The 11,560-nt window shown below is 46.7% G+C and carries 15 protein-coding genes and 1 pseudogene; 9 read left to right on the top strand and 7 right to left on the bottom strand.

Annotated features, from left to right (window positions below; all coding sequences use genetic code 11):
- Positions 1 to 25: 25 nt before the first annotated feature.
- Together KNQ05_RS07435 and KNQ05_RS07430 are read left to right on the top strand one after the other, a co-directional pair.
- Positions 26 to 262, top strand: a pseudogene (locus KNQ05_RS07435) ((4Fe-4S)-binding protein).
- Positions 237 to 512 (top strand): GNAT family N-acetyltransferase, encoded by a 276-nt coding sequence (locus KNQ05_RS07430; protein ID WP_088836754.1) that lies wholly within the window; start codon positions 237 to 239, stop codon positions 510 to 512. Before KNQ05_RS07435 ends, KNQ05_RS07430 begins: the two are co-directional and overlap by 26 nt.
- A gap of 50 nt (positions 513 to 562) precedes the next feature.
- Here KNQ05_RS07430 and KNQ05_RS07425 read toward each other — a convergent pair whose 3' ends face one another.
- The 3 genes from KNQ05_RS07425 to KNQ05_RS07415 all read right to left on the bottom strand — a co-directional run bounded on the left by KNQ05_RS07425 (position 563) and on the right by KNQ05_RS07415 (position 1,833).
- Complete coding sequence (locus KNQ05_RS07425; RefSeq protein WP_157898466.1) at positions 563 to 739, bottom strand: hypothetical protein; 177 nt, start codon at positions 737 to 739, stop codon at positions 563 to 565.
- 87 nt (positions 740 to 826) lie between these two features.
- Positions 827 to 1,153 (bottom strand): AzlD domain-containing protein, encoded by a 327-nt coding sequence (locus tag KNQ05_RS07420; protein ID WP_214804981.1) that lies wholly within the window; start codon positions 1,151 to 1,153, stop codon positions 827 to 829.
- The gene (locus KNQ05_RS07415) at positions 1,132 to 1,833 is read right to left on the bottom strand and encodes an AzlC family ABC transporter permease (RefSeq protein ID WP_088836756.1); all 702 of its coding nucleotides are present in this window, start codon (positions 1,831 to 1,833) and stop codon (positions 1,132 to 1,134) included. The genes KNQ05_RS07420 and KNQ05_RS07415 overlap by 22 nt, the downstream gene beginning before the upstream one ends.
- Before the next feature lie 167 nt (positions 1,834 to 2,000).
- Between KNQ05_RS07415 and dhaK the strand changes: the two genes are divergently transcribed.
- The 3 genes from dhaK to dhaM are packed head-to-tail and all read left to right on the top strand — an operon-like array spanning position 2,001 to position 3,973.
- Positions 2,001 to 2,969 carry a dihydroxyacetone kinase subunit DhaK gene (dhaK, locus tag KNQ05_RS07410; protein ID WP_214804979.1) on the top strand — a complete coding sequence of 323 codons (969 nt, stop codon included), beginning with the start codon at positions 2,001 to 2,003 and terminating at the stop codon, positions 2,967 to 2,969.
- A gap of 43 nt (positions 2,970 to 3,012) precedes the next feature.
- The gene (gene dhaL / locus KNQ05_RS07405) at positions 3,013 to 3,615 is read left to right on the top strand and encodes a dihydroxyacetone kinase subunit DhaL (RefSeq protein WP_214804977.1); all 603 of its coding nucleotides are present in this window, start codon (positions 3,013 to 3,015) and stop codon (positions 3,613 to 3,615) included.
- Entirely contained in the window at positions 3,608 to 3,973 is a 366-nt protein-coding gene (gene dhaM, locus KNQ05_RS07400) for a dihydroxyacetone kinase phosphoryl donor subunit DhaM (protein WP_214804975.1), read from the top strand. Before dhaL ends, dhaM begins: the two co-directional genes overlap by 8 nt.
- A 186-nt stretch (positions 3,974 to 4,159) precedes the next feature.
- Here dhaM and glpK read toward each other — a convergent pair whose 3' ends face one another.
- From glpK to lexA, 4 genes are all read right to left on the bottom strand, one after another.
- Positions 4,160 to 5,683 carry a glycerol kinase GlpK gene (glpK, locus tag KNQ05_RS07395; RefSeq protein WP_214804973.1) on the bottom strand — a complete coding sequence of 508 codons (1,524 nt, stop codon included), beginning with the start codon at positions 5,681 to 5,683 and terminating at the stop codon, positions 4,160 to 4,162.
- 41 nt (positions 5,684 to 5,724) lie between these two features.
- The gene (locus tag KNQ05_RS07390; RefSeq protein WP_214804971.1) at positions 5,725 to 6,426 is read right to left on the bottom strand and encodes an MIP/aquaporin family protein; all 702 of its coding nucleotides are present in this window, start codon (positions 6,424 to 6,426) and stop codon (positions 5,725 to 5,727) included.
- A 178-nt stretch (positions 6,427 to 6,604) separates the two neighbouring features.
- A complete protein-coding gene (locus KNQ05_RS07385; protein ID WP_088836760.1) occupies positions 6,605 to 7,078 on the bottom strand; it encodes a metal-binding protein in 474 nt (157 codons plus the stop codon).
- Between the two features lie 30 nt (positions 7,079 to 7,108).
- Positions 7,109 to 7,723 (bottom strand): transcriptional repressor LexA, encoded by a 615-nt coding sequence (gene lexA / locus KNQ05_RS07380; RefSeq protein WP_029333297.1) that lies wholly within the window; start codon positions 7,721 to 7,723, stop codon positions 7,109 to 7,111.
- Positions 7,724 to 7,929: 206 nt separating this feature from the next.
- On the opposite strand from lexA, the gene yneA reads away from it, so the two are divergent.
- The 4 genes from yneA to tkt all read left to right on the top strand — a co-directional run bounded on the left by yneA (position 7,930) and on the right by tkt (position 11,463).
- Positions 7,930 to 8,217 carry a cell division suppressor protein YneA gene (gene yneA, locus KNQ05_RS07375; protein WP_029333299.1) on the top strand — a complete coding sequence of 96 codons (288 nt, stop codon included), beginning with the start codon at positions 7,930 to 7,932 and terminating at the stop codon, positions 8,215 to 8,217.
- 46 nt (positions 8,218 to 8,263) lie between these two features.
- Positions 8,264 to 8,917 (top strand): YneB family resolvase-like protein, encoded by a 654-nt coding sequence (locus KNQ05_RS07370; protein WP_214804969.1) that lies wholly within the window; start codon positions 8,264 to 8,266, stop codon positions 8,915 to 8,917.
- 113 nt (positions 8,918 to 9,030) lie between these two features.
- On the top strand, positions 9,031 to 9,267 hold the full coding sequence (locus tag KNQ05_RS07365) for a DUF896 domain-containing protein (protein ID WP_029333302.1): 237 nt from the start codon (positions 9,031 to 9,033) through the stop codon (positions 9,265 to 9,267).
- A 207-nt stretch (positions 9,268 to 9,474) separates the two neighbouring features.
- The gene (tkt, locus tag KNQ05_RS07360) at positions 9,475 to 11,463 is read left to right on the top strand and encodes a transketolase (protein ID WP_088836762.1); all 1,989 of its coding nucleotides are present in this window, start codon (positions 9,475 to 9,477) and stop codon (positions 11,461 to 11,463) included.
- Positions 11,464 to 11,560: the final 97 nt, after the last annotated feature.

Raw genomic sequence — 11,560 nt, 5'->3', positions numbered from 1 at the left:
AAAATATACTAAGGAGGCGTTCCATATGAAGAAAGGCTATGAGGGAAAAGACGTGACTGTCTACTTTGATCCAGAAGTGTGCATTCATTCCGGTCACTGCGTCAAGAGCCTGCCTAGCGTGTTCGATGTCAAAAAATGACCATGGATTGAAGCGAACCGTGCGGAAGCAGAAGAAGTCATGCGTGTGATTGATGGCTGTCCAAGTGGTGCTTTATCTTATGAACGGAGGGAAGCAAATGGAACTGAAACGAGCAGAACGTAAAATCGAAGCGCATCAGGAAGGTGCAGTGATTGGAGAAATCACCTACAGCGACACGAACAACGGCATGTGGATCATCGATCATACGTATGTCGATCCCGCGCACCGGAACCAGCAAATCGGCGAACAACTCGTTGCCGAAATCGTCAACTGGGCACGGGAAGTTAACGTCAAGCTACTGCCGTTATGTCCGTTTGCGAAAAAAGAGTTTGAACATCAATCGGATTATCAGGACGTACAAGCAAATACGTGAACACAAAAATCTCCTCCAGTCTCTCAAGACCAGAGGAGATTTTTTTCGAGTCATTGTTTGTGCGCCCTGACTTTCATTTTGCGAGAAACAACCATCGCACCGAAATAGGCGACGACGTACAACGCGACCAGTCCTTGTTTTAGCATATAGGGGATATCCATTTGACTCGCGATCAGAAAAATCGCGCACAGCAATATCAAATAGGATACAAACTGCTTATTCGGCACATCAGGACCTCCTTCACTATCCATTAATTTCTATTTTAAAGATAACACAAAGGATGCATCGAAACATGTTAAAGATGAATGAAGTGCTTACAGATACAATCGTAGAAATGCCATGGTGACGACACCGGTCACGACCGTCCAGGATAGACTTTTGCTGAAAATTGCCACCGCCATCGTCGGTAGTGTTGCGAAGACATGAAGCGTCGAAATCGTCGGAAACGCGTCGTCTTGCGCGATGAGTAGATTTTGAAAAAAGAGGGCACCAAGCAGGCAGACCGGAATGAAGGAGAGCCATTCCGTTACGAGGCGTGGTAACGTCAGTCCATGAAGGACAAGAAACGGTAAGGCGCGTGGAATCCAAGTGACGAGTCCACAAGCTAAAAAAAGAGCGATTAATTCTGGACGGATTTCCATCGTGTGATCACGACTCCTATACTTGCACCACCGAGCGTCGCGCAAAGAACGGCGACTTCTGGAGAAAAGTAGCGCATGGTTATGTAAAGCAATAGTAAGACGATCAGTAAGAGGCAACTGTTCACGGCAATGCGAGAACGTTCTCCTTCGAACTGTAAGTACAATAAGCCGATGAACATCGCCGTCAGGGCAAAGTCGAGACCGAAGCGCTCCGGATCAGGGAACCAACTGCCGACGAGTGCTCCGAGAACAGTTGCGACGATCCAGCTGAGATACGCAGTCAGGTTCAAGCCGTGCATGAAAGACGGGGAAAGCGTTCCTTTTTGCGCAGTATTCATCGCGACAGCGAACGACTCATCTGTCAGTAATGTCCCGACGCCGATCCGATCACGGATATGCCGGGTCTCAACATGCGGTGCAAGCGTCAGACTCATCAATAAGTGCCTGAGATTGACGATGAACGTCGTCAGGATGATGGCAGAAGCGGGACTATTCAATAATAAAAGACTTGTGATGATGAACTGGGCGGCACCGGCGTAAATGAAGACGGACATGAATCCGACTTCAAGAGGGGATAAACCGGAGGCACGACCGACGATGCCGGCAGAAAAGCCGATTCCGAGATAACCGAGAACAGTTGGTAAACAGGCTTTGATTCCTGCTTGGAATGAAGAAGACACGATACAATTCCTCCTTTTTTGACATGTAAGATGAGCATAGCATCCGTACTCAAAAATGGACACTAAGTGGTCAATATTTTCATATGTTTTCTTGACATAAGTTTGCTTGAATTGTGGTAAAGACTAAGTGGTAGTGCAAAAATTCGTTAGACGAAGGAGCGTTCAAGATGGATAAATTAATGCAAGATGCCAACCGATTCGTATCAGATATGGTGGAAGGTCTCGTTTTAGCTCATCCGGATTTATATGCGAAAGTCGACGGCGTCAATGTCGTAAAACGAAAAGAACCACTGAACGGAAAAGTTGCCCTCGTTTCGGGTGGCGGCAGTGGGCATGAGCCAGCCCATGCTGGTTTCATTGGTGACGGGATGTTAGCTGCAGCAGTTTGTGGAGAGGTCTTCACCTCGCCGACACCAGATATGGTCCTTGAAGGGATCAAGGCAGCAGACGCTGGTAAAGGCGTACTTCTCGTCGTTAAAAACTATTCCGGGGACGTCATGAACTTTGATATGGCGAAGGAACTGGCAGAACTTGAAGATATCGAAGTCGAGACGGTTGTCGTAAAGGATGACATCGCCATCAAAAAAGAAGAAGATCGCCGCGGTGTCGCGGGTACAGTCTTTGTCCATAAAATTGCCGGTGCGGCAGCGGCGGAAGGCAAGTCGCTTGCTGAAGTCAAAGCAATTGCCGAGAAAGTCATCGGAAGCGTGCGTTCGATTGGGATGGCACTTTCACCGTGTTACATGCCGGAAAGCGGAAAACCTGGTTTCGACTTACATGAAGATGAGATGGAAATCGGAATTGGAATCCATGGTGAAAAAGGAATCGACCGGAAACCGGTTGCGTCCGTTGAAGCAATCGTCACGGAACTGCTCGACCGACTGACAGCAGAAGTAACAGACAAAAAAGTCGCTGTCATGGTCAATGGTATGGGTGGAACGCCGGAATCGGAACTCTACATCACCTACAAGTATGTCGCGGAACAATTACGAGCAAAAGGCTACGACATCGTCCGTCCATACGTTGGAAACTATATGACATCGCTTGAGATGCACGGTTTCTCGATTACGTTACTTCCGGTCGACGACGAGCTCGTCGGTTACCTTGACGCAAAAACGAATGCAATCGGTTTTTAATCAAACTAAAAATTTTTAAAAGAAATAGAAGAGGTGGATTGAAATGAAGTTAACGACAGAACAGTTTCGTGAAAGCTTACTGAAGGCAGCAGCACAGATTGAAGCCCATAAAGATGAACTGACCGATCTTGATCGTGAAATCGGCGACGGTGATCACGGGATTAACATGTCACGTGGTTTTCAAGCCGTCCAAAAAGAACTAGAAGCACATGGTGAGTATGAAGATTTAGGTGATTTGTCAAAACAAGTTGGGATGACGTTAATCAAGACGGTCGGTGGGGCGTCTGGTCCGTTATACGGAACAGCGTTCGTCAAGTTCGCCGGAGCCTTTAAAGGGAAAAAAGAAGTGGAAGGGCAAGAACTGGCACAAGCTTTTGTTGAAGCGACGGAAGGCATCAAGATGCGTGGAAAGTCTGAATTCGGTCAGAAAACAATGGTCGACATTTGGACACCTTTCCATGAGGCCTTGAGTAAAGAGGCGGATTTAAACGCTGCACTCGAACAAGCGCTCTGTGATACAAAAGAACGTGTCGCGACGAAAGGGCGGGCTTCCTACTTTGGAGACGCGACAGTCGGCGTCCAAGATCCAGGTTCTTTATCGAGTGCACTCTTGTTACAAGAAATCGTGGAGGTGCTACATGGTTAATGTAATTCTCGTTTCACACAGTGAAAAACTGGCGACTGGTCTAAAGGAACTGCTTGCCGAAATGGCACCGGATACACCAATCCTGCTAGCGGCCGGTTTAGCAGATGGAAGCATCGGGACAGATGCTTCGCGCATTGAAGAAACGTTGAACGCGCTCGACGATGACGGTGTCATCTTGACGGATATCGGTTCTGCAACAATGAATGCGGAGTTGGCCCTTGAACTGTACAGCGGTGACAAAACAGTCCAATTCGTTGAGGCGCCGCTCGTCGAAGGGGCATTCCTCGCGGCTGTCTTAAGTGGTCAATCGAAGTCACTGACTGAAGTCGTTGACGGATTGAGAAATGAATTCGCCTAAATGATTCGCGTAAGACCGGTCTCCCTTCTAAGTCAGGTATCTGCCTGTTCGCTTAGAGGGGAGTTCTTTGGTGTGGGATTGAGAAGGTGTATGAATTAAAAGGTCAAAGACAAAAAAGAAGCGATTTCGAGTGATATCGAAATCGCTTCTTTTTAATAGAGTGGTGCAAAAGTCATCGTTATTCGATTAGACGTTTGCGTTGGCTTCTTTTTTATTCGGTGTGAATGCCATTGTCGCTTCGACCGCTTTTTGCCATCCGGCATAACGTTTTTCGCGATCGTCTTCTTTCATTTCAGGTGTGAATTGATGGTTGAGTTTCCACTGCTTTTTGATTTCAGCTTTATCTTTCCAATAGCCGACAGCGAGTCCAGCGAGGTAGGCTGCACCGAGTGCCGTCGTCTCATTGATTTCCGGGCGGTCAACTGGAACACCGAGAATATCCGATTGGAATTGCATCAAGAAGTCGTTCGCGACGGCTCCACCGTCGACGCGTAACGTTTTCAGTTCGATGCCGGAATCTTGCTGCATCGCTGTCAAGACGTCGCGTGTTTGGTAAGCGAGTGACTCGAGTGTTGCACGGACAAAGTGTTCTTTTTCCGTTCCGCGTGTCAATCCGAAGATGGCACCACGAACATCGCTATCCCAGTACGGTGCACCGAGACCAACGAAAGCAGGAACGACGTAGACACCGTCTGTTGAATCGACTTTCAAGGCGTAGCCTTCCGAGTCTTTCGCATGTTTCAGCATCCGGAGACCGTCACGTAACCACTGGATTGCAGAACCGGCAACGAAGATGGAACCTTCGAGTGCGTATTCCACTTTGCCGTCGACGCCCCAAGCGATCGTCGTCAGGAGTCCGTGGTCTGAAGAAACGGCTTTTTCGCCCGTGTTCATCAACATGAAGCAACCTGTACCGTATGTGTTTTTCCCTTCGCCCGGTTCAAAGCACGTTTGACCGAACAAGGCAGCTTGTTGGTCACCGGCGATGCCGGCGATTGGAACTTCGAAGCCGAAGAAGTGATACGGGACTGTGTTGTCGTAGACTTCACTTGATTGACGGACTTCTGGCAACATCGATTTAGGGACTGTCAGGATTTCAAGTAACTCGTCATCCCATTGTTGTTCGTAAATGTTGTACATGAGTGTCCGTGAGGCATTCGTGTAGTCTGTGATATGTGTTTTTCCACCTGAGAGCTTCCAGACGAGCCACGTATCGATTGTACCGAAGAGCAGTTCCCCGTTCTCTGCTTGCTCACGTGCACCATCGACGTTATCTAGAATCCATTTGACTTTTGTTCCTGAGAAGTAGGCATCGATGAGTAAGCCAGTTTTATCGCGGAATTTTTGATTGAGTCCTTGTTCTTTTAGCTCATCACAAATGTCGGCCGTTTGACGCGATTGCCAGACAAGGGCATGATAAACTGGTTTTCCCGTTTCCTTGTTCCAGACGACTGTCGTTTCACGTTGGTTCGTGATTCCGATGCTCGCGATTTGACTCGGTTTGATGTCAGCCGTTCCGAGTGCATCCGCCATGACTGCTAAAATCGAACCCCAGATTTCATTTGCATCATGCTCGACCCAGCCTGGTTGTGGGAAGTATTGTTTGAATTCACGTTGAGCAGAGTTGACGATTTGACCATCATGATCGAAAATGATGGCGCGTGAGCTTGTCGTTCCTTGGTCGAGTGCTAAAATATACTTGTTTTCCATCTGTGAGTCCCCCTTGAATAGTTAAGATACCTAATGCTCAATCAAAATAGCAGTTGATAGATGAAGACGGCGATTGCGCCTCCGATGATTGGTCCGACAATCGGAATCCATGAGTAACCCCAGTCTGATGATCCCTTACCCGGAATCGGTAAGATCGCGTGGGCGATACGTGGACCAAGGTCACGGGCAGGGTTGATTGCATAACCCGTCGTACCACCGAGCGAAAGACCGATGACGACTACGAGGAGACCGACGATCAATGGATTGAGTCCGTCTGCAAACGTATTCGCTCCAAGCGCCAAGATACCAAAGACGAGAACGAATGTCCCGATGATCTCAGATACTAAGTTTGATCCCGTATGACGGATTGCTGGACCTGTCGCGAAGACACCGAGTTTTGCGGCTTGATCTTCTGTCGCTTCAAAATGTTTCATGTAATGAAGCCAAACGAGTACTGCGCCAAGGAATGCTCCGACAAGTTGAGCAGCGATATAGATAGGTACATCTGCCCACGATAAGTCAGAATTGAGCGCGAGCGACAAAGTAACCGCTGGGTTCAAGTGGGCACCACTGGATGCCGCGACGTAAACACCGGTCATAACGGCGAGACCCCAAGCGAGCGTGATGACAATCCAGCCACCATTTTCAGACTTGGTTTTCTTCAGAACGACACCGGCGACGACGCCATCCCCGAGTAGGATGAGAATCAATGTTCCCATCATCTCACTGATAAAATTACTCATGCAAAAACCCTCCCTTTGGATTAAAGCGAATAATGCCTTTCTATTTAAACCTAACCCGAATTGATAACGTTTTCAATACAAATAATTGAAATATAAGAATCGAAATTTTCATTATTTAGGTTTAAAAAAAATAGAATTGGATAATAAAAAGACTTTTTCCATGATTGAATGGAAAAAGTCAGGATCGACGTTTTTTTCGTTTCTTTTTAGGGCGGAACCAACTACTCGTATGATCAAGGATGATATGAATCGTACTTGCGGTCATCACACCGATAATAAAAGCAGGCATGACGTCAATCAATGAGTCGACCGTGCTTGCTTGGATGATTTCACTATAGAAGGCTAAAAAGAGGAGCGGAATCAATAAAGCGGCACTGTAGAGTAGGCGGATGACATCTCCGATGATTAAGCCATGCGACCAGATGGAGCGGTGCGGCATAATTTTGACGTATGGCATCCAAAGGACACGCAAAGGGCCAAAACGATAGTAAGGTTCCGATTTTAAGTCTAAGTCGGGCGAAAGCCATAAGGTCCCGACGGCGATTCCGACAGCGGTCGGGAGCCAATCCGTTTGGTTCGTTGCGACCGAATAAACAACATATCCCGTGAGGGCAACGGAGTTGACCGTATCATGTACATTTCCAGAAGGCATGAAAAAAGACCAGCTCAGCTGGTCCCTCTCTTAGTGAATCGTCCGGTAAACGCCGATGACCTTGCCAAGAATCGACACGTTATCGAAATACATCGGGTCCATCGAGTCATTTTCTGGTTGAAGACGTACCTGTTGATCTTCTAAGAAGAACCGTTTGACTGTCGCTTCGCTATCTTCGGTCATCGCAACGACAATCTCCCCGTTTTCTGCTGTGTTTTGTTGACGCACGATAACACGATCGCCATCAAGAATACCTGCATTAATCATCGATTCGCCATCAATCGTCAACATAAAGACGGTTTCATTTCCTACATAATGTGCAGGGAGTGGGAAATGCTCTTCTATGTTTTCAATCGCAGTGATCGGAAGTCCGGCAGTTACCTTGCCGATAACGGGGACATGGACGATCGCTTCGTTGATTTCTTCAGGTTTATCAAGCAATATTTCAATCGCGCGTGGTTTCGTCGGGTCACGGCGAATCAGTCCACGTTTTTCTAGACGATCCAAATGACCGTGTACCGTTGAGCTTGAAGCAAGACCAACAGCTTCACCGATTTCGCGAACTGAAGGTGGATAGCCCTTTAACTTCACTTCAGCGATGATGTAGTCAAGGATTTCTTGTTGACGTTTAGACATTTTCCGCATACGAATTGCCACCTCTTTCCGGATTGGTTTTTTTAGGATTTAGGAATATATGTTTCTAGAATTACTATAACATAGAACAAATGAGCGTACAAACAATTGTTCGATGTTTTTGTATTGACCGAACACTGGTTCTGTGTTTATTATAGATTATGCGAACAATTGTTCCGAGAACATTTATTCTAATAACCTATTTGGAGGGATTCATGATGATTCATTCTATTCGTACTCATGCCTTTTCAATTCTGTTTTATACGCTCAGTTTTGCTTTCATTCTTTTTCTTTTAACACCACGACCGGATGAAAAGGTCCACCAATTACTCACGGCGTCAGTCACGGTCGATGAGAACGTAACGGTCGAACAAGTTGCAGAAGTCTACAATGATGGTTCGATGACGAACCAGGAATACATCGACTGGCTGATCAAGAACAATGAGCTCGAAACAAAACATGTCATTTCGAAAGACAAAATCGTTGTACCAATCGCACAACAATGACAGAATATAAAAGTTGTTGAATGAACGAACAGGGGTGTGAGGTACGATGAAAGTAGTAATCTACTGTCGCGTCTCGACGGAAAAAGAAGCACAAGAGAGCTCACTGGAGCGGCAAAGAGCAGAACTGTCGGGACTCGCTTTAACAAAAGGATTTGAAATCATAGATATCATCGTCGAAAAAGAAAGTGGCTATGATGTAGAGCGAGAAGGGATGTTGACCGTTCTTGATTATGTAACGCGTCATCTGGTGGAAGCGGTGCTCGTGACGGACGATACACGAATCGGACGAGGAAACGCCAAAATCGCGATTTTGCATACGCTCAAAAAACATGATGTCCAGTTGATGACGATGGAGTCAGACGGTGAATACCAACTGGCGGATGCGGAAGCAATGGTCCTCGAAATCGTTTCACTCGTTGAGGAATACCAGCGTAAGCTCCACAATGCAAAAATTGCACGCGGCATGAGACGGGCTGTCGATAATGGTTTTAGACCCGAACAAAATCTCAATCGCCAAGGCGAGAATGCCGGCCGCAGTCGAAAGGAAGTCCCGATTGAAGAAATCGTTCGATTACGTGAACTTGGTTTGACGTTTGCTGACATCGCGACGACCTTACGCGGCATGGGGCATGATATTTCGAAAGCGACGGTCAACCGGCGTTATCTTGAATATAAAGAAGTTGTCCAGTCTTATGAATGAAAGCAGGTGTTGTGTCATCTTGACGCGACAAACTTGCTTTTTTTTTTCGGGTCTTTTACAGTAAGGTTACTATTAAAGTGCTCCGCGTTGAGTCAAAGAGAAAGAGGGATATTATGTTATCACAAGAACAACTCGATCGAATTAATGAACTTGCCAATAAATCAAAAGTCGAACCGTTAACGGAAGCTGAGACGGCGGAACAAAAAGAATTAAGAACGGCCTATTTAGAAGCATTTCGTGGTTCGTTCAAAAATCAAATGATGGGCATCAAAATCGTTGATGAAGAAGGAACGGATGTTACGCCTGAAAAATTGAAGCAAGCACAAGAAGAAGAACGCAATAAACAGTAAGCAAGTTTTGTATGAACGAAAGCTGCGTCGCTCAATCCGTGAGCGAGGTAGCTTTTTTAATGGGAAAATCAGTAATGTGTATCATGAAAGTTGCTTGAAAAGGGCAATAGAGAGCGCATTCATTTTAATGTGACATACTATTTAGAAAAGTTGTATCACATTTCTGTGTGTGCTAAAATGATATAGAATTTGTGAAAAAGAGAGAGGATGATTGTTTTGACGAACATGACAACAGTAGAATTACTAGCAGTAAATACGATTCGTACCTTATCAATTGATGCAGTACAAAAAGCGAACTCGGGCCACCCGGGAATGCCGATGGGTGCAGCACCGATGGCATTTACATTATGGGCGGATCATATGAACCACAACCCTAAAAATCCAGAATGGTTTAACCGTGACCGTTTTGTACTTTCAGCAGGACACGGTTCAATGCTTCTCTACTCACTCCTCCATTTATCAGGATACGACCTCGCGATGGATGACTTGAAGTCATTCCGTCAATGGAACTCAAAAACACCGGGTCACCCGGAATACCGTCACACAGCAGGTGTCGATGCGACGACTGGTCCACTCGGACAAGGCATCGCGATGGCTGTCGGGATGGCGATGGCAGAACGTCACCTCGAAGCGAAATACAACCGTGACGACTTAAACGTCGTCGATCACTTCACATACGGCATTTGCGGAGACGGCGACTTAATGGAAGGTGTCTCTGCAGAAGCGGCTTCACTCGCAGGACATTTAGGTCTTGGTAAACTCGTGGTCCTGTATGATTCAAACGACATCTCGTTAGATGGTGACTTGGACAAGTCATTCTCTGAAAACGTCCAACAACGTTTTGAAGCATACAACTGGCAAGTCATCCGTGTTGAAGATGGAACGGATATCGATTCGATTTCAAAAGCACTCGACGCGGCGAAAGCGGAAACAACAAAACCGACATTGATCGAAGTCAAAACGGTTATCGGATTCGGTTCGCCGAACAAATCAGGGAAATCGGCTTCACACGGTGCACCACTCGGCGATGCGGAAATCAAGTTGACGAAAGCAAGCTACGTTTGGGATCATGAAGAATTCTATGTACCGGAAGAAGTCAAAGACTTGTTCGAGGAGCGCATCGAAAAACGTGGCGCTGATACAGAAGCAGCATGGACGGAAAAAATGGAGCAATACAAAGCAGCACATCCGGAATTGCACGCTGAGCTTGTTCAAGCGATCAACAATGAATTGCCGAGCAACTGGGAAGCAGATCTTCCGACATATGATCTGACATCGAAAAAAGCAACACGTCAGACAAGTGGGGAAGTCTTAAACGCTCTTGCGAAAAACATTCCATCAATCTTCGGGGGATCAGCTGACTTAGCTGGTTCGAACAACACGATGCTAAAAGGCGAAGCTGACTTCGATATCGATCCAAGCGGCCGTAACATTTGGTTCGGTGTCCGTGAGTTCGCGATGGCAGCAGCTGTCAACGGAATGGCACTTCACGGTGGCGTCATCCCTTACGGTGCGACATTCTTCGTCTTCTCAGATTACTTGCGCCCGGCAGTCCGTCTTGCAGCATTGATGGGGATTCAATCAATCTTCGTCTTGACGCATGACTCGATCGCAGTAGGAGAAGATGGTCCAACACACGAGCCAGTCGAACACTTGATGAGTTTCCGTGCGATGCCGAACTTGACGGTCTATCGTCCGGCAGACGGAAAAGAAACGATTGCCGCTTGGAAAACAGCTGTTCAATCGAAAAACAAACCGACGTTGCTCGTTATGACACGTCAAGGTTTACCTGAACTTGAAGGCACGACAGTCGAAGGTGCTGAAAAGGGTGGTTATGTCATCGCAGGTGACGTAAACACAGCAGATACAATCTTGATGGGAACGGGTTCAGAAGTTCACTTGCTCGTCGAAGCACAAAAACAACTGGGTGAAAAGGTTGCGGTCGTTTCACTTCCATCATGGGAGTTGTTCGAAGCGCAAACAGCTGAGTACAAAGAATCTGTCTTACCAAAACGGATCACGAAACGTCTTGCGATCGAAGCAGGCGCGTCACTCGGTTGGTACAAGTACGTGGGAACAGAAGGACAAGTCATCGGAATCGATCGTTTCGGCGCATCGGCTCCAGGAGACCTTCTATTAAAAGAGTACGGCATGTCTGTCGAAAATATCTTGGAAACAGTCAAGCAACTCGGATAAGTGGAACAGGTGCGCGTTCATGCGCACCTTTTTCATGCATTATCTATGCAAACGGTTAGAATTATAGTATAGTAAAAAGCGACGTTTTAAGTTAGAG

It is taken from the genome of Exiguobacterium sp. s125, from assembly GCF_018618605.1.
Lineage (GTDB): Bacteria > Bacillota > Bacilli > Exiguobacteriales > Exiguobacteriaceae > Exiguobacterium_A > Exiguobacterium_A oxidotolerans.
Note: the sequence above shows the minus strand (reverse complement) of the source record. Positions and strands in the feature narration are given on the sequence as shown.